A 19,391-nucleotide genomic window follows, 5' to 3' on the forward strand; every position below is an offset into this window, starting at 1 on the left:
GCGGCGATGCGGCGATGCGGCGATGACCTGAGGATTCCGGCGCCTCGATCCGCTGGACCACATGGCGGACACATGGCGGGACACCACCCGGATGGCGCGGGCCTCACAAAACGGCGGCCGGAACCCCACTCTGGTCGGCCGATCGGCCAACGCCGACGACTCGGACAGTGTCTGCCACCAGTGGGCCGTCTCCGAGGAACTCACCGGCGTCACCCTCCCCGAGCGGCTGCCCGCGACCGTCACGTTGGCACCGCCAACCGCCCGCCCGTTACCCGGACGTAGGGATTCCCCTAGTTGACGTGATCCCTTCAATTCCGCCACGGTGTGCCCACGGAGACACCACCCCCCACGCGTCCCCGTACAACTCGTGCACATCGAACAAGAGGGGAACCACCCCGTGTCCGCAACGCACTCCCCCACAGGCATGTCCACCACCGGGCGCCGCAGACCCGGCACCCGCGCCGCTCTCGCCGCCATCGCCTCCGTTCTCGCGCTCGGTGGCGCCGTCGTCTCCCCCGCATCCGCGGCCACCCCGGCCGTCGGTGTGATCCAGGGCACCGACGCCGAAGGCGCCATCAAGGACAGTTACATCGTCACCCTCAAGGACAGCGCCGGTTTCCGGGCCGACTCCAGCAAGGGAAGGGCGCTCGCCACCCGGTACGGCGCCGAGGTCGAGCAGACCTACACGGCCGCCCTCAACGGATACGCGACCGAGATGACCGAGGCCGAGGCCAAGCGGCTCGCCGCCGACCCGGCCGTCGCCACGGTCACCCAGAACAAGACCTTCCACATCAACGACACCCAGTCCAGCCCCACTTGGGGTCTCGACCGCATCGACCAGGCCGATCTGCCGCTCGACTCCGCCTACACCTACCCGTCCAGCGCGGGCAGCGGCGTGACCGCCTACATCATCGACACCGGCGTACGGATCACGCACACCGACTTCGGCGGACGCGCCTCCTACGGCTACGACGCCGTCGACGACGACACCACCGCCGGCGACGGGAACGGGCACGGCACGCACGTCGCCGGCACGGTCGCGGGCACCACCTACGGTGTCGCCAAGGCCGCGGACATCGTCGCCGTGCGCGTGCTCGACGACGACGGGAACGGTACGACCGCCGGTGTGGTCGCGGGCATCGACTGGGTGACCGAGAACGCCCAGTTCCCGGCCGTCGCCAACATGTCGCTCGGCGGCGGCGCGGACGCCACCCTCGACGCTGCCGTCGCCAACTCCATCGCGGCAGGCGTCACTTACGCAGTCGCGGCGGGCAACGACAATGCCAACGCGTCGAGTTACTCGCCGGCCCGCGTGGCGTCCGCGATCACCGTGGGGTCCAGCACCAGCGCCGACGCCCGCTCCTCCTTCTCCAACTACGGCGCCGCACTGGACATCTTCGCGCCGGGGTCGAGCATCACCTCGACGTACCACACGTCGAACACCGCCACCACCTCACTCTCCGGAACGTCGATGGCGTCTCCGCACGTCGCCGGCGCGGCCGCGGTCTACCTCGGTGAGAACCCGAACGCCACGCCCTCCGCGGTCGCCACGGCGCTGACCTCGGCGGCCTCCGCGTCCACCCTCACCAGCGTCGGCACCGGCAGCCCCAACCTGCTCCTCCAGGTCACCCCCAGCGGCGACGGTGACGACGGTGGGGACGACGGCGGCGACACCGGCACCGCCTTCGAGTCGACCACCGACGTCTCCATCCCGGACGCCGGATCGGCCGTCTACTCGCCGATCACCGTCAGCGGCATCACCGGCAGCGCGCCCAGCGACCTGTCCGTGTACGTCAACATCGTGCACACCTACCGCGGTGACCTCGTGATCGACCTGGTCGCACCGGACGGCTCCACCTACCGGCTGAAGAACAGCAGTTCCTCGGACTCCACCGACAACGTCGACGCCACCTACACCGTCGACGCGTCCAGCGAGACCACCGTCAACGGGACCTGGCAGCTGAAGGTCCAGGACGTCTACAGCGCCGACACCGGCTACATCAACAGCTGGAAGCTCACCTTCTGACCACATCGGCTTCCGCTCCAACCGCATGACAGAAGCCGTGCGCCCCGGGGACACCACTCACCCGGGGCGCACGGCCGCGATCACTACCAGGCGTGTTACCTGCCGGCGACCGCCGTACGGACCTCACCGAGGAGGTCGTACATCGTCTGGCCGGGGCAGTCGGTCGCCAGCCAGTCACGGTGGCCGCTGATCGCGTCGACGTCCTTCGTCACCCCGTTGACGGGGTTCACATAGGTCGTCTTCGCCCACGGGTCCAGGCCTTTGAAGCGGGCGATCACCTTGATCAGGCGGATCAGCGAGGCCTTGGCCGCGTCCGTCGGCGGCTGGTCGACCAGGTCGCCGAGGAGAGCGATGCCGAGGTTGCCGGAGTTGAAGCCGCCGGTGTGGAAGGCGGTGACGAGATTGCCGTCCCCGTCGAAGGCCGGGACGAGGTCGTCACCGGAGTAGCGGCCCTCGTAGACGTCGCCCGCCTCGTCGATGAGGAAGTGGTAGCCGATGTCGCCCCAGTCGAGGGTGACCGCGTGGTACTCGTAGATGCCGCGCACGGTCGACGCCGGGTCGGGGTCGGCGTTCGGCGTGTCCGTGTGATGCACGGTGACCGTCTGGAACGGGTAGTACACCTCGGGCGAGTTGACCTTCCCGTCCTTGTACCGCTTCGACTCGTCGGCGCCCCACGCCGGCCGCGACAGGTACTGCACCCCGCGCACCCGGGTCGGCTCGGTCGGCACCCGGAAGGTCTTGCCGGCCCCGCCGGTCGTGTCGATCGCCAGCGAACGCGCCCCGCTCACGCTCACCCCGTCCGGCAGCTTCAGCTCGTACGCGGTGGCGTCCCCCGCCGCCACCAGCGCCGTGCCACCGTTCGCGACGGTCGCGCAACCGCCGTTCAGCTCCTGCCACTTGCCGGACGCGGAGCCACCGTCCGTGAACCTGATCCCGGCACCGTCCGCCGTACCGCTCCAGCGCACACCGACGTACGAGATGGCGAACCCGGTGGAGGCCTCCGCGGTGCCGTTGGCGGCCTCGGTACGGGTGGCCGGGAACTTCTGCGCCTCGGTACCCGCGGCGCCGGACGTGCCGGACGCGCTGTCCGTCGTACCGGAGTCGGAGTCCCCGCCGCTGCCGGCCGCGAAGACCACCGGGGTCAGCGCACCACCGACGGCGACGGCACCGGCGGCGCCGAGCATGCCGCGCCGGGTGAGAGGGATTTTCCTGCGGTGGGAGGGGGGAGGTACGGACACGGAGATGCCTTCCGAAACTGGGGGAGTTGGCAACTCAAGGGGGACCCACGCCGCGCATTCATGCGACTCGTAGCTCGTATCTCGTGATGAGACCTGCGACGGCGAGTGCTTGAAGTTGAGAAGACCCTACGCGTCCCGTCCGCCCCGCCCGCACCAACCCGGGCCAAGGAACAGTGAATTCCCTGTGAGCGTCGGACAAATGGAGCTACCTCCGGGTAACTCTCCGTACGCGCTGTTACAGCACGCTGGCGCCCGGTACCGGCCCTGCCGCCACCCGTACGGCACGACAGGTGCCGGACGCTGCCAGCCCCTCCGCCACCTGCTGCGCGGCCACCGCGTCCCGGGCGAGGAACGCCGTCGTCGGACCGGAACCCGAGACCAGAGCCGTCAGCGCACCGGCCGCGCGGCCCGCGGCGAGGGTGCCGGCGAGGGCCGGGAAGAGGGAAAGGGCGGCGGGCTGGAGGTCGTTGGAGACGGTGGCGGCGAGCGCGTCCGGGTCGCCCTGGGCGAGCGCGTCGAGGAGTTCCGGCGAGGCGACGGGCACAGGAACGTCACTGTCCGCGACCAGCCGGTCGAACTCCCGGAACACGGCGGGCGTCGACAGCCCGCGCTCCGCCATCGCGAACACCCAGTGGAAGGTGCCCCCGGTCTCCAGCACGGTCAGTTTCTCCCCGCGCCCGATCCCGAGAGCGGCCCCGCCCACCAGACCGAACGGCACATCGCTGCCCAACTCGGCGCAGATGTCGAGGAGTTCGACACGTGAGGCCCCGGTCCCCCACAACGCGTCGCAGGCAAGCAGCGCACCGGCTCCGTCGGCACTGCCGCCCGCCATCCCGCCGGCGACGGGGATGTCCTTGGCGATGTGGATGTGCACGGAGGGCGTACGGCCGTACCGCTCGGCGAGCGCGACGGCGGCACGGGCGGCGAGATTCGTACCGTCGAGGGGGACTTGAGCGGCGTCGGGCCCCTCACAGGTGATCCGCAGCCCATCGGCCGGAGTCACGGTGACCTCGTCGAACAGGCCGACGGCGAGGAAGACGTTGGCGAGGTCGTGGAAGCCGTCGGGGCGCGCGGCACCCACCGCGAGCTGGACGTTGACCTTGGCGGGGACGCGAACCGTCACGCTCACAGCTGCCCGGACTCCTCGTGATCGGTCTGGTCGTCATCTTGCTGCGGCTGGACCTTGTTCTCCGCGATGCGGACGAACTCCTCGACGCTCAGGGACTCGCCGCGGGCCTGCGGGGAGACACCGGCGGCGACGAGGGCGGTCTCGGCGGCGGCGGCCGACCCGGCCCACCCGGCGAGCGCGGCGCGCAGGGTCTTGCGCCGCTGGGCGAAGGCAGCGTCGACGACCGCGAAGACCTCGCGCCGCGCGGCGGTCGTCTTCAGCGGCTCGGCACGCCGGACGAGCGAGACGAGCCCACTGTCGACGTTGGGCGCCGGCCAGAAGACGTTACGGCCGATGGAACCGGCCCGCTTGACCTCCGCATACCAGTTGGCCTTCACGGACGGGACGCCGTACACCTTCGACCCCGGCGGCGCGGCGAGCCGGTCGGCGACCTCCGCCTGCACCATCACGAGCGTCCGCTCGATGCTCGGGAACGTCTCCAGCATGTGCAGCAGCACGGGCACGGCGACGTTGTACGGCAGATTCGCGACCAGTGCGGTGGGCGGGGGCCCCGGCAGTTCGGTGACGCGCATCGCGTCGGAGTGCACCAGCGAGAACCGGTCAGCGCGGGCGGGCATCCGGGCGGCGACGGTGGCGGGCAGCGCGCCCGCGAGCACGTCGTCGATCTCGACGGCCACGACCCGGTCTGCGGCCTCCAGCAGCGCGAGGGTGAGGGACCCGAGCCCCGGCCCGACCTCGACGACCACGTCGTCGGGCCGCACACCGGCGGTGCGCACGATACGGCGGACGGTGTTGGCGTCGATCACGAAGTTCTGCCCGCGCTGCTTGGTGGGCCTGACGCCGAGGACGTCGGCCAGCTCACGGATGTCGGCGGCGCCGAACAGGGCGTCGGGGGAGGCGTCGGGGACGGGGCTGGTACTCACGGGTCCAGGGTACGGGGGGTGGGGGGGTGGGGGTGCGCAGGTGGGCTGGGGGGTGGGGGACGGTGTGAGCTCGGGGCCGATGTCAGTGGGTGCGCCTAGAGTTCTTGGCGTGGGCATGCCCGGGGCTGGCCCCGATCCTGTCCGCTAATTATGAGCAGGCGTATTTATGTTGTGTTTATAGTGATCGCCGCGCTCGGCGGACCCTGACCAGTCCGCCATCGCGCGCATCTATCGGCGACCGGGGGGACACCGTCGCCACGGGGAGGGGACTTCGTCGTGCCGCGATTCCGGCTGTTCACGCATGCCTGTCCGATCTGCGCCTGGCACTTCTGACCGTCAGACCTGAGTTCTTGTTTCACCGGAAGCGGGCTTCGCGGCGAAGAGGGCCGCTGCTCGCGCGTGCTGTGCCCCTTGTTGTTTCGGTCGCGGTGCTGGCCGGTGTGGCCACGCGGCCGGACCTGGTCGTTACCGACCAGCAGCCCGGTATGAGACTGGCGCCTGACAGTTACGACGGTTTCGACAGTGTCGCCGCACAGCAGGTGCGGCAGGACCAGTGCCTGATGGCGGGGGTACTGCGGCTGGGTGGGGCGGGCATGTTCGCCACCGCGCAGGACGCCCTCAACCAGACCCCGGACAAACTGCACACAGCAGCGAACCGGGAGCGCTGGAACGATACTCCGCTGGCCAAGGCGTTCACGCAGGACAAGGACGCGGCTGGTAAGGAAGGCAGCGCGCTCCACGCACGCCTGGGCGAGTGGCAGAAGCCGCTGTCGGGTCTGTCGTACCCGGGCGGGTTCAAAAGCGTCGCGGACTTCCGGGATCCGCCGGGAGCTTCCGGGCAGTGACGAGGAGGCGTTCTTCGATCAGGTCGGTCTCGGGCCCTGGATCGGGGACCGGATGTGGCTCGACGAGGAAGGCTCTACGAGGACCCGACGACGAAGGCCGACGCGGCCACGACCAAGGCCGTCAAGGATCTCGGTACCCCGCTGTACGCCAAGGATCCCGATCCGACGGGGCTCTCCCAGGAGCAGTGGGAGCAGGCCTACGCCGAGCATCAGGCCTGGGAGAGCCTGGTGGACAGGGGCCTGGAGCCGACGGGGGCGGACAACGCCCGGCTCTTCCTGACCTCGGGCGGGTTCGCACGTACCGCTGCCGAGCCCGGGAGCGTCGAATACCGGCTGGCTGTCGAGGACTTGAAGACCCGGTTCGCGGCGTGTGCGTGGCGAGGGCCGGTCGACCCGAGCAAGGTGCTCGGCAAGCAGGTCGCCGCCGCGTCGGCGGAGTGGCAGCAGGAGATCGCCGGGCAGGCCGCTCAGCGCAACCAGATCCTGAACGCCAACCGTGACGCGACCAAGGCCCTCGCGGCCGGCTCGAAGGCGCTCGGCGAGATGCTGGGCCAGTCCTGGATCGCCGACCACCTCACCCGCTGGCAGGACTACTGGTCGGCCGGCGGAGCGGGCTGGATCGGCGACAGTCCGATGGCGGTGCACCTGCACGCCGCGTCCGGCAAGTGCCTGGAGGTCGGGGCGAGCGCTACGGCCAGCGGTACGCCGGTGCAGATCTACACCTGCAACGGAACCGCCGGGCAGAAGTGGGAGATCCGCGGCGACGCGATCGTCAACGTGGCGTCGGGCAAGTGCCTGGACGTTAACAACGCCGGCACCGCGAACGGCACCGGCGTGCAGATCTGGCCCTGCAACCAGACGGGCGCCCAGCAATGGGAGTACGACACCCACGGAACTACGCGGCTGTTCAACAAGGGCACCAGCAAGTGCCTTGACCTGCACACCTACGACAACGGGCGCGACGCCTGGATGTGGGACTGCAACGGCACGGACCCGCAGAAGTTCGACATCACCCCGTCCGGTCACAACGGGACCGACGACCTGGACTATCCGACGTCGGCTCAGTTCACCAAGGCCAAGGCGGGCATTGCTGCCGCCCAGGCCGAGGCGAAGAAGCAGCTCGATGTGATCAAGGCGCAGGCGGCCGCGGCGAAGAAGGCCGCCACCTCCTCGGACACAGCAGAGCAGGCCGCGTACACGGTCGCCGACAAGGCGGGTGCGCCGAGGGGCCGGGGGTTGCTGGTCGGTCAGCAGAAGTCGCAGGTCACGAAGGCGTCATCGGCAGCTCTGGACGCGCTGGTGCAGGCAGGCGAAGACCGCGTATGCCGCGACACGAGCCGCTGCCGGTGACAGCAGGACCATCGCCGCTCGCGCCCTGACCCAGGCTGCCGCGTCGAAGGCCGCGTTCCGTACGGCCGCGGCGAACCAGGCGAGGGCACAGGCGAAGGCCGCCGCCGATGCCGCCGTACAGGCGAACGACGCGAAAACGGCACAGGATCTGGCCAAGTCCAAGCTGGTGGAGACACAGAAGGCGGAGGCGGACGCGAAGGCTGCGGCTGCCACGGCCAAGGCCCGGCGGTTGGATGCAGAGAAGGAAGAGCTGACAGCGAAGGCGGAGAAGACGACCGCCGCTGGCAAGCAGGCCGAGGCTGCCCAGCACAAGACGAAAGCCCAGGCCGAGGCAGTTAAGGCGACCGAGGCCAAGGAAAAAGCCGAATCCGCCGAAGCCACGGCGGTCGGGAAGAAGAACGCCGCGATCACGGCCCGCGACAACGCCATGGCCAAGAGGGACGACGCGTGGGAGGTCGAGCAGAGGGCCGACGCCGCGCGGGCGAAGTCGGACGCGAAGGCCGCGTACGCCGAATCGCTGGACGCGGGCGAGGAGGCGGACGCCGCCCGCACCGCAGCCGACCAGGCCAACACGTACGCGACCGACGCCGAGACCGCCGCCACGAGGGCGCGTTCCGAGGCCGACGCCGCCACCCAGGCGGCAGCCGCAGCTGATGCGGCGGCCACCCGCGCCGAGGCCGCTGCCAAGCGGGCCCGTTCCGCCTCCGACGCGGCGAACGCCGCGAAACTGAAGGCGGACGCGGCGGTCAAGACGGCGACCAGCGCGGCAGCGGACGCCATCCAGGCGTCCAAGGCCGCCGCTTCCTCGGCCCGCACCGCGGTCCAACTGGCCGACCAGGCCGGGAAACACGCCGCTGACGCGAAGAAGCAGGCGGACGCGGCCAGGGCCGAGGCTGCCAAGGCGGTTGCGGGAGCGGCAGAGGCCGCCGGTCACGCGTACACCACCGCGCAGGCGGCCGACGATGCCCGCAACGCGGCGCAGCAGGTCGCGGCGCCGGCGAACGACGCGATCCAGCTCGGCTCGCCGTACGTCACCACGGACTCCGCTGCGGGGCTCGCGGTCCTGACCGGCCAGTCGTCGAAGACGATCGCTGCGCAGCAGGTGGCGGTCGCCGAGGCGCATGCGGCCAACGCCCAGAAGGCCGCCGCGCAGGCACAGAGCGTCGCAAACGCGGCCACGGGGGATGCCAAGGCCGCGTTGGTGCTGGCGTCGGAGGCCGCAGGATTCGCGGCCAATGCCCGCAAGTCCGCCAAGGACGCGCTCGGTTACGCCGCCGAGGCGGCCACGTGCGCGGCCGACGCGCAGAAGTCACTGGCCCGCACCATCGAGTACGACCGTCAGGCCACCGAGGACGCGGCAGCGGCCGACAAGGCAGCAGGGCGCGCGGAAGGCTACGCCAAGGACGCCCGCGACTCCGCCGACCAGGCAGCTCTCGACGCGTCAGCCGCCCGCTCGGCAGCGTCCGAGGCAGAGCAGGCCGCGAAGGACGCCCGCGCGGCAGCCGACCGCGCCGACACCGCAGCCACCAAGGCCGAAGAGGCGGCGAAGGACGCCGACAAGTACGCCAGGGAGGCGCAGGAAGCAGCCGACAGAGCCGAGAAAGGCGCAAAGGCGCAAAGGCGCAACAGATCGAAACCGGGACCGTCGTCGATCAGGACGGTGCCATTGGCAACATGTTCTACGTCGTCGACCGTCTTCAGTCGATCGGCGAACCGGAGGTTGTAGAGAAAACGGACGGCTGCGACGGCTGGATCGACAAGCTCTTCTACAAGGGCGACTGCACGATCACCACGAAGATCCAGTTCAAGGCGATCCTCGACCTCTACATGTGCACCACGCAGGACCTGAACCCCTCGCAGTACACGTGCCCGTCCAACGAGACGGTCTATCTGGGCCAGCATCCGACGAAGGAGCTGTCCCAGAAGGTCACGCACACGATCACGATCGGCGAGTACCAGGCGAACATCGACCCGGGACATCATCTTCGGGAGCTGGATCAAGTGCGCCCAGAAGTTCAACCCCGGTGGTGAAAGCGGAAGTTGGGGCGGATGTGCCTGGGCAGCCGTGGATGTCGTGGCCCTGTTCGCAGGCAAGATCCTCAGGCCTATCGCGGACGCTGTCAGGGCAGTGGACGCCGCCGCGAGGACCGGCATCGGCTTCGCGGACGCCTACCAGGCCCTGCGTGCCCTCGGTCTGGCCGACGACGTCGTCTTCCAGATCGGGACCAAAGGGCTGGACGGGCTCGTCAAGACCTGTACCAAGGTCGGTGCGCTCGCCACCTCACGGGCGGCCAAGGCCGCCGGTGGATGTCCCAGGGGGCTGATCGCCTACAACAGCGAGGAGATGAGCCACCTCGCTTACAAGTACAGGACGGAGAACGGATACTACGGGGCGGATCACAACGTCGCCGTCGCGAGGGTACCGGGATGGAACGACCCCAAGACCGGTGACTTCGTGATCGCCAACAGCGGATTCTCCGGCCACTCGGAGACAGCGATCCTGGACAAACTGAAAGCAAACGGATTCGACCCCAAGCAGATCACCGCTCTGTACACGGAGCGGCAGCCCTGCCCGGACTGCGCCTCGGTCTTGACCGGTTCTCTGAAAGAGGGCACACCGGTCACCTGGTCGGTCCCCTACCACCCTTCCTTCGCGAAGGAAGCGAAGGAGCTACTCGCCCGTTACGTCAGCCATGCTGGAGGCGGACGTGCGGCACGCTCCGCAACAACCGATCAGCCGTACGAGGAACGAGAGGCCGATGACTGAACCGGAATTCGACCTGCACCTGAAAGCACCGCTGGAGGTCATCGCGGAGCGCCAGGCGCTGGCCGAGCGGGTGTGCCAAGAACTGCACCGTGCCGGTCTTCCTGTGTACCGGGGTGACCTCAGCGGCGGTCCGCACAGCCAGCCTGGCGTGGACGTGCACGTGACGCCCTTCACCGACGGCGGGGTGTACGTGGACTGGGGCACGGACGCCGGGCTGAGGGATCCCGCTCTCGATCTCTTCGCGCAGGGAATTGACTACTCGAACCCGCCTCCGATCCTCCGCCACTACAACACGGTGCTCAATCATATGCAGGCTGCTCTTATGGGGATTCTCGTCTCGGCAGGGTTCGAGGTCGCAGAACCAGACAAACACGGGCACGGAAGTATGGTCCAAGTGAAGGACTTCCGGCTCTGATCCACCCACTTGGCAGGCCCCGCCGAAGCCAGGCCCCACCGACTTCGGCGGGGCCTGCCGCACTCGCGCGGACGACCTCCATCCGCATAGGAGCGACGTGAGCCACAGCATGTACGTGTGGCGGTCGCCGACGGAGAGGACCCCGTCGCTCTGGGCGGATTGCCAGCCGCCGGTCTCCCCGAGCGCTTCGAGCTGGCCAACGGGGAGCCGGTGTCGTGATCAAGAGAGGGCTTCAGGCATGACCGAATTCATCCGTACTGGGTGGCTGTTCCGAGTGGTCGGGTTCAACCCGTCCCACCGGCAGCTCTTCCTGCAGAGCGAAGCGACGCTGATCGACGGGACCTCGACCCACATCGATGTGCATATCGGCCACGTGAGGCTGATGCTCCTGCAGCCCTACTTCCGCAACGGCCTGCACATCCGGCGCACCAGTCCGGAGGAGTTCGCGGTGCTGGCGGAGCGGCACGGGCTGGAGCCCGACGAAGCGATCTACACCTGGATGCTGGACCCTGACGGCGACAGCTTCGTCGTCAGCAGCCCTCCGGACTGGCGCGAGGCGGAGTACGCGCTGATGGGCGGCCGGCAGTCGCTGTCCGACGGGCCCTGGCCGCAGGACTTCCCGATGGATTCGGGGAACCTCTTCTGACGCCTCACCTTGTCACTTACGGTCCGGCATCGAACGCGACTCGAACTCGAAGCAGACAGTTCCGCTGATCAGCCCGCCTGCTGGCAGACGCCGGCCTGCCCGCCTTCCTCTCCGGGGAGACCGCGACAGCGGACCAATCGGGCGCCGTGGTCTACGTCGACCCCGACGCCGAGACGACCTTGGCGCCCTCACTCACTCTGTCCGTCAGGCCGCGCGGGTACGCAGGCGGCGCAGCATGCGAGCGTCCTCGAAGCCGACCGAGTGGGCGGCGGCGTCGATCGTGGCGCCGTGGCTGATGAGGTGCTCGGCGCGTTCCAGGCGCAGGGTCTGCTGGTAGCGCAGCGGGGTGAGACCGGTAGCGCGGCTGAAGAGCCGGGTGAGGGTGCGTTCGCTGACGCCGACGGCCGAGGCCAGGTGGGGCAGCGGCAGTGGTTGGTCGAAGCGGGTGTCGATGAGGTCCTGGGCGCGGTGCACGGTGTCGTCGAGGTGGGACCGGTGCCGGAACATCGCGCTGGTCTGCGGCTCGTGGCCGTTGCGGCGGGCGTAGACGACCATGTTCCGGGCGGCCTGGGCGGCTACGGCGGGACCGTGGCGGCCGGCGACGAGGTGGAGGGCCAGGTCGATGCCGCTGGCGATACCGGCGGAGGTGATCACCCGGTCGTCGGCGGTGAACAGGACGTCGCGGACGACGACCGCCCCGGGGTGGCGCAGGGCCAGTTCGTCCTGCACGTCGTGATGGGTGGTGCAGCGGCGGCCCTTGAGCAGGCCGGCCCGCCCGAGTGCCTCCGCTCCGGCGCAGACGCTGGCCACCGTTCCGCCCTTGGTGTGATGGTCTCGCAGGACTTGGAGGGAGGCGTCGGCGATGGCCGGCGAGTCGGCCAGGGTGACGGTCCGCCAGCCTGGGACGACGATCAGATCCTCCGGCCTGAGTTCGGGCCAGTCCAGCCCTGCCGTCACGGGCAGGCCCTGGGCTGTGGGGACCTGCGGCTGCTCAGCGACGTAGGTGAGGGTGTAGGGGTGCCCGAGGTCGGCCGCGGTGGAGAAGACCTGTGCGGGGCCGGCCAGGTCCAGCAGATGGACTCCGGGCACCAGGAAGAAGACGACGTGGCTCACGATTCGGTCATCATGCCGGAAGATCGGTCATGATGCCGGAAGTTCCGTTGCGGCCTCCACCTCGTCGACCGTCGCCATGGTGGCGAAGCGGCCGGCGAGGGTGTACTCGGTGCGCCGGATGATCTCGTCGGCGGGCAGGGTACGGGGGTCGGCGAGCAGTTCTGCGACGCTCTGGTCGGCGGGGGCGTCGCGGTGCGGGACGGGGTTGGTGGCGGTCGCGTCGACGACGAAGGTGACCTGGTAGCCGAGGTCGCTCGCCACGCGGGCGGTGGTCTCCACGCACTGCTCGGTGCGGATGCCGCAGACGGTGACTTCGCGGACCCCGTGCTCGGTGAGGCGTTGCTGCAGGTTGGTGGTGGTGAAGGCGTTGTGCGAGGTCTTGTGGATCACTGGCTCGCCGCCCTCTGGCCGCCCCAGCTCCTCCAGGAGCCGCACGTGGCCGAGGGCCGGGTCGAAGGGACCGCCGCTCCCGGGCTCGGTGTGCAGTACCCACACCACCAGGTCCCCGGCCCGGCGGGCCAGCCGTACCAGTCGGTTGACCTTGTCGGCGATCTTCGGGTCGGAGATCGTTTCCCACAGCGGGTGGGCGCGGAAGGACTCCTGGACATCGATGACGATCAGTGCTCGGGTCATGCGCCTAGCCTCCGGCGTGCGGAGGGGGCGGCGACAGGCCGCATCGGGTCCCGAAGCGGACGGATCCGGTCAGCCGACACCTGACGCGGTTACGGACGCGCTCACTCCGGGAGTTCGAGCAGGGAGATCATGGGCGGGAGTGTAGGTGTGCACGGGAGACCCACGAGTTCAGGGTGCGGAAGTGGCTTTACGGGTAGGCAACTTGACGGACTCGACGAAGGGGGCGAAGGCGACGGTCGGGAAAGTGAGAGTCGCTCGGGCCGGGGCCTTTGAGTCGCGGACGGCTATGAGGGTGCGGCGGTGCGCGATCTCGACGCAGGCGTCACCCTGGCCGCCGCCGGAATAGGACGACTTCTGCCAGGTGTCGGGGGTGGTCATGTCCCTACAGCTCCTTCGCCAGCCTGTGGATGAAGTCACGCGAACGCCCGGGTTCGAGTGACACCGCCTCTACCCTACGGAAGAGTGTTCGGTAGCGGCTGAGTTGAGCCTCGGCGTCGATGAACACAGGGCCATTGGGTCCGTCGCGTACCACGGTGTCCAGCTTGGGGACAGGTCCGCCCGCGTACACCATCGTGCTTCCAGCCCCGCCGAAGGCGTCCAGGTCGAAGGGGATGACGCGCACGGTGACGTGGTCGGCCTCGGAGAGTTCCAGGACGCGGGTAAGTTGAGCCCGTGTCGTGGCACGGTCGCCGACCCTGATACGCAGCGCCGCTTCGTGGATCACAGTCGCGTACGGAATGGGGTCGAGGCGTTCGATGATGACCTTCCGCTTCATACGGTGTTCCACCCAGCGCACCACCTCGCTCTCCGGGAACTCCGGGTTGACGTAGGAGAAGAGTGCCCGGGCGTAGTCGTCGGTCTGGAGCAGGCCCGGGACGTGCAGGAAGTCCACATCCCACCGATAGCGGGCGTGATGCTCCAACTCGGCCAACTCCAGGAACGGCGTGGGTAGCTGACCTCGGTGCTCCTCCCACCAGCCACGTGTCCGGTCTCTCGCCATGGCCACCAGGGCATCGATCAACTCGCCATCCACACATGCGTAATTGGCGGCGAGGTGGCGCAGCCGCTTCTCGCTCACGCCAGTAAGGCCGGACTCGATTTGGCTGATCTGAGCAGAGCTCACTCCGAGCAGCGCTGCCGCATCGCGGGCGGCTAGTCCTGCCGCATCACGCAACCTGCGCAGCTCGACGGCCAGGCGCATCTGACGTGCCGTTGGATCGCGCCTCAATACCATCGCGTGCTCCTCCCAATGCGCCTGCGGGCGCGACTCGTTCGGGGGTCAGGTTACGCGATCGGCTTGCAAAACTTAAAAAGATAGGTCTACCGTCAGTGACGCGACGCACACCCTGCGGAACGCCGGGACTCCCGGAAGCGCACCACTCCGTCCTGCCACGACGGCTGCGGCATGCCACCACCCGCCGACTGCAACCCCCCACCACCGAACGGGAGTTGACGCATGCCCGAAGCCGAGAAGGAAACCAGGCCCCAGCCCGATCCCGAGTTCACACCCGAACCCGCGCCCGAGTCCTGGGAGTACTCCCTCTACATCCCCAACGACCTGCGAGCCGTCACCGTCAGCCGCCGCACCCTCCGCCTCATCCTCACCATGCACGGACTGATCAGCCTCGTCGACGTCGCCGAACTCCTCGCCACCGAACTCGTTTCGAACGCCGTACGGCACACCAAAGGGCTGGCCGCCCTCCGCGTCCGCTGGTCGGCGGGCGTCCTGCGGATCGGAGCCTGGGACGCGGATCCCCAACCGCCCGAGCCGCCCCAGGAATTGGGCCAGCTCATCGAGTCCGAAGACGGACGCGGACTCGGCATGGTGCGGGCCTGTTCCGATCTCTGGGGATGGCAGCCGCTGTCCCGATTCGGGAACCGGGGCAAGTTCGTATGGTGCGAACTCGCCGCCGGTGTCAGCGCCCGCGTCGCGTAGGACCTGTCTCAAAGTCCGGCTCATTTGAGCTTGTGGCAAGATCGCGGGATGCTGCGACTGACCGACTTCATCATCGACTGCCCGGACACAATGAAGCTGGCCGCCTTCTACTCCGAGGTGACGGGGCTCCCGGTCAAGGAGGGCAGTAACGAGAACTGGGCCGGTATCCTATTCGGCGAGATCGAACTGGCCTTCATCCAGGTGGAGGACTACCGCGCCCCGCAGTGGCCCGACAGTGAGCACCCCAAGCAGTTCCACCTCGACTTCGAAGTCGACGGCATCGAGGCCGAAGAGCGCCGCGTCCTGGCCCTCGGCGCGACCCTGCAGCGGGACTGCACCGACCCCGACGGCTACGGCTTCCGCGTCTACACCGACCCCATCGGCCACCCCTTCTGCCTCTGCCGCAACAAGGGTGTCGTCTGGACCGATCAGGGCCCCGTCTGGCCCAAGCGCGACTAGGGCCGCCCCAGGCCAGGAAAAGACGCTCAGCCGTACAACCGCCCCCCACAGTGCGGCCAAGGCCCCGCCCCCCGCTGCACGTACAGCCTCTTCGCGCGGAGCGTCTGTTCCGTCGCCGTCGCGTCCTGGGGCCGCCCGGAACCCCCCAGGCTCTGCCACGTCTGCGTGTCGAACTGGTACAGCCCCCCGTAAGTCCCCGACGGGTCCACCGCGTTGGGGCGTCCCCCAGACTCGCAGGCCGCCAGCGAACCCCAGTCCAGGTGGTCCGCCCCCTGAACCGACGTCGGCAGGGGTTTCGACCCCACTCTCACCAACTGGGTCCGCGGCTCGCGCACCACCTCCGTCCGCACCCGGCGCGGCTTCTCCTTCACGCCGTTGACCGTGCGCAGGGCGAAGGTGACCCGGCGCAGGCCCGGGCGGCCAGCCTGGTCGACGACCTCCGTGCCCTTGAAGAGGGACGCGTCCTCGGTGCGCCGGACGTCGAAGGGGATCACCTCCTCGTGCACCTCCTTCGAGCCGGTGATCCGCAGTACCGTCACCGCCTGGCCGTCACGCGGGAAGCTGTCGGCGGCGACCGACAGGGCGTCCTCGCCGCGCAGCGTGATGCCGGCCTCCTCGACCGCCTCGCCGACCGTCGCCGCGTTCGTACGGATCGTGCGGGCCCGTCCGTCCGCCATGATCGTCACCGTGCGCTCGGTGCGGACGTCGATGGTGAGCCCTTGCCTGCCGATCTTCTGGGAGCGCGCGAGCGACAGGTACGCGCCCTCCGCGCGCACCCCGAGCTGTCTGAGTGCTTCCTCCACCGTCTGCGCCGTCGTCCACACCTCGCGCCGTTCACCGTCCAGAGTGATCCGTACGGGTCGCCCGTAGTGGACGCGGACCTCGTCGCCACTGGCCAGCGCGGTGCCCGGAGCGGGGGCGACGACGTCGTGGGCGCCCACCGCGACCCCCTCGTCGGCCAGCAGTTCGGTCACGTCGTCGGCGAAGGTGTGCAGGGTGCGCGGCTTGCCGTCGACGCTCAGTTCGATCGCCTTGTCCTTGGCGACGAAGGCTGTCGTACCGCCCGCGAGGAAGGCCACGACCAGCGCCTGCGGCAGCAGCCGCCGGAAGTCGGGCCGTCCGGAGCCCTTGCGGCGCCTGGCCGCCCGCCGATCCTGGGCCCGCCCGCCCGCCGACGGCTGCTGGGGCAGCGTGGGCGCCATCGGGGGCGCCGGGGGCTCGTAGGCGGGCCTGTACGTGTCCTCGTACGGCACCCCGTGGGCCACCGTCTCGGCGGTGTGCGGGTCGTACTCCCCGTGCGGGCCCCCGTACCACTCCTCGTAGGACTGTGGCTGTGGCCCGCTGACAGGGCTGTACGTCTCGTACGGCGAACTGCTCACGACGACACGCTCCAGGTTCCGGCGACGGGCACCAGAACCTAGCGGAGCGGCCGTCACTCTCCAAAGCGACTCGACTACCGAGTGTCAGCACACCTCAGTGCGTGTCAGTAATCGAAGGCGCGTGCGGTGTTCGCCGAGATGGCCGTCGCCACCGTGTCCTCGTCGATGCCCCGCACCTCGGCCATCGCCCGCAGGGTGACCGGGATGAGGTAGGGAGCGTTGGGCCGGCCCCGGTACGGCGCCGGGGTCAGGAAGGGCGCGTCGGTCTCGACGAGCACCAGCTCCAGGGGGGCCACGACGAGCGCGTCGCGCAGTGGCTGGGCGTTCTTGAAGGTCATGTTGCCGGCGAAGGACATGAAGTAGCCGTTCGCGGCGCAGACTTCGGCCATGTCGGCGTCGCCGGAGTAACAGTGGAAGACGGTCCGCTCGGGGGCGCCCTCTTCCTTCAGCACCCGCAGGACGTCGGCGTGCGCGTCCCGGTCGTGGATGACCAGCGCCTTGCCGTGCCGCTTGGCGATCTCGATGTGGGCTCTGAAAGACCGCTCCTGGGCCGCCTTGCCCTCGGGGCCGGTACGGAAGTAGTCGAGCCCCGTCTCGCCGACGCCCTTGACCTGCGGGAGCCCGGCCAGCCGGTCGATCTCCGCGAGCGCCTCGTCGAGGGCCGCGTCCCCGCCGGGCACGCGCGCGCCCTGCCGGGACCAGCCGTCTGGGTCTCCGTGGACGATGCGGGGGGCCTCGTTCGGGTGCAGGGCGACGGTCGCGTGGACGCTCTCGTACATGGCCGCCGTCTCGGCCGCCCACCGGGAGCCCTTGATGTCGCAGCCGACCTGGACGACCGTCGTCACCCCGACCGACGCGGCCTTGGCGAGGCCCTCCGCGACGGTGCCGGACTGCATGTCGAGGTGAGTGTGGGAGTCGGCGACCGCCACCCGTAGGGGTTCGGGCAGCGGCGGCGCTTCGACGGCTTGGGACTTGGCAGGCATGCCCCGATCCTACGAAAGGGTCCTGGGAAGGGGGCATGCCTGCCTGCCCGGGGGGAGACAGGGGGAGCCAGGGAGAAACTAGCTCGCCCTGCGGTGGAACGGGTGCAGGAGATCCGAGAGGTGCCAGTGATGGTCAGCCTTCGGCTCCTCGGCAGCCGCACCGGCCGCCGGTACCGCCGTGGGTGCCTTGCGCTGCCGGTACATCGAGTTCTGTACCGACGACACCCGACCCGCGCGCATGATGCGTACGACATGGCCGTCGCAGTTCTGGCAGGTGGGCCGGGTGAGCGGCGACGGCACGACCCGGCCGTCCACCACGTACATCACCATCTCGGCGCCCTCGCCGTCGATGTGGTGCTCGATCTCGTACGACTGTTCCCAGCCGTGCCCGCAGCGCATGCAGGCGAAGGAATACGACTCGTGAACGACGGCGGTGGCCGTGCTGCGGTGACCGGTGATCTCGCTCATGCCAGCTCCTCTTGTCCACTGGACAAAGGACGGGTACGTCCCTCGAACCAGTGGACGCCTCCGCCGGCGTGAAGGCATCAGACCTGTCGACTGTTGAACGCGTCTTGGGCATTCCTTGTGGGAACAGCCCCGATCCGAGGTCCGGGCTTTGCCGTTCGCCGTAGTCCTTTACCGCCCTATGGCGTGACCGGCGTCTCAACTCCCGGCTTCTCCGCGTTCTTCGCGGCCACGACCGCGTCGAACACCTCCCGCTTGGGCAGCCCCGCCTCGGCGGCGACGGCCGCGATCGCCTCCTTGCGCCGCTCCCCCGCCTCCTCCCGCACCCGCACCCGCCGCACCAGTTCCTCCGCGCCGATCTCCCCGCCGTCCTTCTCGGGGGCGCCCTCGACGACGACGGTGATCTCACCCCGTACGCCCTCCGCGGCCCACTCCGCCAGCTCCCCCAGCGGACCGCGCCTGACCTCCTCGTACGTCTTCGTCAACTCCCGGCAGACGGCGGCCCGTCGGTCCGTGCCGAACACCTCGGACATGGCGGCGAGGGTGTCGTCGAGGCGGTGCGGGGCCTCGAAGTAGACGAGCGTGCGGCGTTCTTCCGCCACCTCCCGAAGCCGGGAGAGGCGTTCGCCGCCCTTTCTCGGCAGGAAGCCCTCGAAGCAGAACCGGTCGACGGGCAGCCCGGAGAGCGCGAGCGCGGTGAGCACGGCGGACGGACCAGGTACGGCCGTCACCTTGATGTCCTTCTCCACGGCCGCGGCGACCAGCCGGTACCCGGGGTCGGACACCGACGGCATGCCCGCGTCCGTCACCAGCAGCACCCGCGAGCCGCCGAGCAGCGCCTCGACCAGTTCGGGAGTGCGTGCGGCCTCGTTGCCCTCGAAGTACGACACCACCCGCCCCCTGGGCTGTACCCCGAGCGCCTGGGTGAGCCGGCGCAGCCGCCGGGTGTCCTCGGCGGCGATGACGTCGGCGCCCGTCAGTTCCGCCGCGAGCCGGGGCGGCGCGTCCGTGATGTCGCCGATGGGGGTGCCTGCCAAAACCAGTGTTCCTGTCACGTTTCCATCCTCGCAGGGCCCTTCCGCGG

Annotated in this window: 21 protein-coding genes; 10 read left to right on the top strand and 11 right to left on the bottom strand. The window is 69.5% G+C overall.

Translation table 11 applies throughout. From position 1 onward, the window contains the following. Window positions 1–424: 424 nt before the first annotated feature. Window positions 425–2,026, top strand: coding sequence for a S8 family peptidase (locus tag RB628_RS30830; RefSeq protein ID WP_318323901.1), 1,602 nt, complete (start codon window positions 425–427; stop codon window positions 2,024–2,026). 95 nt (window positions 2,027–2,121) lie between these two features. Here the strand turns inward: RB628_RS30830 and RB628_RS30835 are convergent, their stop codons facing one another. The 3 genes from RB628_RS30835 to rsmA all read right to left on the bottom strand — a co-directional run bounded on the left by RB628_RS30835 (window position 2,122) and on the right by rsmA (window position 5,316). Further along, a complete protein-coding gene (locus RB628_RS30835) occupies window positions 2,122–3,264 on the bottom strand; it encodes a peptidoglycan recognition family protein (protein WP_318323871.1) in 1,143 nt (380 codons plus the stop codon). A 235-nt stretch (window positions 3,265–3,499) separates the two neighbouring features. Continuing rightward, entirely contained in the window at window positions 3,500–4,393 is an 894-nt protein-coding gene (locus RB628_RS30840) for a 4-(cytidine 5'-diphospho)-2-C-methyl-D-erythritol kinase (protein WP_318323873.1), read from the bottom strand. After that, window positions 4,390–5,316 (bottom strand): 16S rRNA (adenine(1518)-N(6)/adenine(1519)-N(6))-dimethyltransferase RsmA, encoded by a 927-nt coding sequence (gene rsmA, locus RB628_RS30845; RefSeq protein WP_318323874.1) that lies wholly within the window; start codon window positions 5,314–5,316, stop codon window positions 4,390–4,392. The genes RB628_RS30840 and rsmA overlap by 4 nt, the downstream gene beginning before the upstream one ends. Window positions 5,317–5,801: 485 nt before the next feature. On the opposite strand from rsmA, the gene RB628_RS30850 reads away from it, so the two are divergent. From RB628_RS30850 to RB628_RS30880, 7 genes are all read left to right on the top strand, one after another. Beyond that, complete coding sequence (locus RB628_RS30850) at window positions 5,802–6,161, top strand: hypothetical protein (RefSeq protein ID WP_318323875.1); 360 nt, start codon at window positions 5,802–5,804, stop codon at window positions 6,159–6,161. A 54-nt stretch (window positions 6,162–6,215) separates the two neighbouring features. Continuing rightward, on the top strand, window positions 6,216–7,511 hold the full coding sequence (locus tag RB628_RS30855) for an RICIN domain-containing protein (RefSeq protein WP_318323876.1): 1,296 nt from the start codon (window positions 6,216–6,218) through the stop codon (window positions 7,509–7,511). 166 nt (window positions 7,512–7,677) lie between these two features. Continuing rightward, window positions 7,678–9,237: a hypothetical protein gene (locus RB628_RS30860; RefSeq protein WP_318323877.1), complete on the top strand. Its 1,560-nt coding sequence runs from the start codon at window positions 7,678–7,680 to the stop codon at window positions 9,235–9,237. Continuing rightward, complete coding sequence (locus RB628_RS30865; protein ID WP_318323878.1) at window positions 9,186–9,542, top strand: hypothetical protein; 357 nt, start codon at window positions 9,186–9,188, stop codon at window positions 9,540–9,542. Before RB628_RS30860 ends, RB628_RS30865 begins: the two co-directional genes overlap by 52 nt. A gap of 43 nt (window positions 9,543–9,585) precedes the next feature. Continuing rightward, entirely contained in the window at window positions 9,586–10,278 is a 693-nt protein-coding gene (locus RB628_RS30870) for a nucleic acid/nucleotide deaminase domain-containing protein (RefSeq protein WP_318323879.1), read from the top strand. After that, complete coding sequence (locus RB628_RS30875; RefSeq protein ID WP_318323880.1) at window positions 10,271–10,693, top strand: hypothetical protein; 423 nt, start codon at window positions 10,271–10,273, stop codon at window positions 10,691–10,693. Before RB628_RS30870 ends, RB628_RS30875 begins: the two co-directional genes overlap by 8 nt. 238 nt (window positions 10,694–10,931) lie before the next feature. Beyond that, window positions 10,932–11,339 (top strand): hypothetical protein, encoded by a 408-nt coding sequence (locus RB628_RS30880; protein ID WP_318323881.1) that lies wholly within the window; start codon window positions 10,932–10,934, stop codon window positions 11,337–11,339. A 204-nt stretch (window positions 11,340–11,543) separates the two neighbouring features. On the opposite strand, the gene RB628_RS30885 is transcribed toward RB628_RS30880, so the two are convergent. The 4 genes from RB628_RS30885 to RB628_RS30900 form a co-directional block, all read right to left on the bottom strand. Beyond that, window positions 11,544–12,452 (bottom strand): GlxA family transcriptional regulator, encoded by a 909-nt coding sequence (locus RB628_RS30885; protein WP_318323883.1) that lies wholly within the window; start codon window positions 12,450–12,452, stop codon window positions 11,544–11,546. A gap of 27 nt (window positions 12,453–12,479) precedes the next feature. After that, entirely contained in the window at window positions 12,480–13,085 is a 606-nt protein-coding gene (locus tag RB628_RS30890; RefSeq protein ID WP_318323884.1) for an isochorismatase family protein, read from the bottom strand. A gap of 168 nt (window positions 13,086–13,253) precedes the next feature. Continuing rightward, window positions 13,254–13,463 carry a DUF397 domain-containing protein gene (locus tag RB628_RS30895; protein WP_318323885.1) on the bottom strand — a complete coding sequence of 70 codons (210 nt, stop codon included), beginning with the start codon at window positions 13,461–13,463 and terminating at the stop codon, window positions 13,254–13,256. A gap of 4 nt (window positions 13,464–13,467) precedes the next feature. Next, window positions 13,468–14,319, bottom strand: coding sequence for a DUF5753 domain-containing protein (locus tag RB628_RS30900; protein WP_318323886.1), 852 nt, complete (start codon window positions 14,317–14,319; stop codon window positions 13,468–13,470). 222 nt (window positions 14,320–14,541) lie between these two features. Here RB628_RS30900 and RB628_RS30905 point away from each other — a divergent pair, with 222 nt between their 5' ends. Next, window positions 14,542–15,021: an ATP-binding protein gene (locus tag RB628_RS30905; RefSeq protein ID WP_318323887.1), complete on the top strand. Its 480-nt coding sequence runs from the start codon at window positions 14,542–14,544 to the stop codon at window positions 15,019–15,021. 48 nt (window positions 15,022–15,069) lie between these two features. After that, window positions 15,070–15,480 (top strand): VOC family protein, encoded by a 411-nt coding sequence (locus RB628_RS30910; RefSeq protein WP_318323888.1) that lies wholly within the window; start codon window positions 15,070–15,072, stop codon window positions 15,478–15,480. Between the two features lie 26 nt (window positions 15,481–15,506). Here RB628_RS30910 and RB628_RS30915 read toward each other — a convergent pair whose 3' ends face one another. The 4 genes from RB628_RS30915 to rsmI all read right to left on the bottom strand — a co-directional run bounded on the left by RB628_RS30915 (window position 15,507) and on the right by rsmI (window position 19,362). Continuing rightward, window positions 15,507–16,859, bottom strand: coding sequence for a ubiquitin-like domain-containing protein (locus RB628_RS30915; RefSeq protein WP_318323889.1), 1,353 nt, complete (start codon window positions 16,857–16,859; stop codon window positions 15,507–15,509). 104 nt (window positions 16,860–16,963) lie between these two features. Then, the gene (locus RB628_RS30920) at window positions 16,964–17,842 is read right to left on the bottom strand and encodes a TatD family hydrolase (protein ID WP_318323890.1); all 879 of its coding nucleotides are present in this window, start codon (window positions 17,840–17,842) and stop codon (window positions 16,964–16,966) included. A 78-nt stretch (window positions 17,843–17,920) separates the two neighbouring features. Beyond that, the gene (locus RB628_RS30925) at window positions 17,921–18,310 is read right to left on the bottom strand and encodes a hypothetical protein (RefSeq protein WP_318323891.1); all 390 of its coding nucleotides are present in this window, start codon (window positions 18,308–18,310) and stop codon (window positions 17,921–17,923) included. 176 nt (window positions 18,311–18,486) lie between these two features. Next, window positions 18,487–19,362 carry a 16S rRNA (cytidine(1402)-2'-O)-methyltransferase gene (rsmI, locus tag RB628_RS30930; RefSeq protein ID WP_318323892.1) on the bottom strand — a complete coding sequence of 292 codons (876 nt, stop codon included), beginning with the start codon at window positions 19,360–19,362 and terminating at the stop codon, window positions 18,487–18,489. Window positions 19,363–19,391: the final 29 nt, after the last annotated feature.

The sequence above is a fragment of the Streptomyces sp. ADMS genome (genome assembly GCF_033441795.1).
GTDB lineage: Bacteria > Actinomycetota > Actinomycetes > Streptomycetales > Streptomycetaceae > Streptomyces.

Excerpts from the sequence above, each read along its gene's own strand:
- RB628_RS30830 (WP_318323901.1), top strand. The coding sequence starts at position 425 with ATGTCCACCACCGGGCGCCGCAGACCCGGCACCCGCGCCGCTCTCGCC.
- RB628_RS30850 (WP_318323875.1), top strand. The coding sequence starts at position 5,802 with ATGAGACTGGCGCCTGACAGTTACGACGGTTTCGACAGTGTCGCCGCA.
- RB628_RS30865 (WP_318323878.1), top strand. The coding sequence starts at position 9,186 with ATGTTCTACGTCGTCGACCGTCTTCAGTCGATCGGCGAACCGGAGGTT.
- RB628_RS30875 (WP_318323880.1), top strand. The coding sequence starts at position 10,271 with ATGACTGAACCGGAATTCGACCTGCACCTGAAAGCACCGCTGGAGGTC.
- RB628_RS30880 (WP_318323881.1), top strand. The coding sequence starts at position 10,932 with ATGACCGAATTCATCCGTACTGGGTGGCTGTTCCGAGTGGTCGGGTTC.
- RB628_RS30890 (WP_318323884.1), bottom strand. The coding sequence starts at position 13,085 with ATGACCCGAGCACTGATCGTCATCGATGTCCAGGAGTCCTTCCGCGCC.
- RB628_RS30895 (WP_318323885.1), bottom strand. The coding sequence starts at position 13,463 with ATGACCACCCCCGACACCTGGCAGAAGTCGTCCTATTCCGGCGGCGGC.
- RB628_RS30900 (WP_318323886.1), bottom strand. The coding sequence starts at position 14,319 with ATGGTATTGAGGCGCGATCCAACGGCACGTCAGATGCGCCTGGCCGTC.
- RB628_RS30905 (WP_318323887.1), top strand. The coding sequence starts at position 14,542 with ATGCCCGAAGCCGAGAAGGAAACCAGGCCCCAGCCCGATCCCGAGTTC.
- RB628_RS30910 (WP_318323888.1), top strand. The coding sequence starts at position 15,070 with ATGCTGCGACTGACCGACTTCATCATCGACTGCCCGGACACAATGAAG.
- RB628_RS30920 (WP_318323890.1), bottom strand. The coding sequence starts at position 17,842 with ATGCCTGCCAAGTCCCAAGCCGTCGAAGCGCCGCCGCTGCCCGAACCC.
- RB628_RS30925 (WP_318323891.1), bottom strand. The coding sequence starts at position 18,310 with ATGAGCGAGATCACCGGTCACCGCAGCACGGCCACCGCCGTCGTTCAC.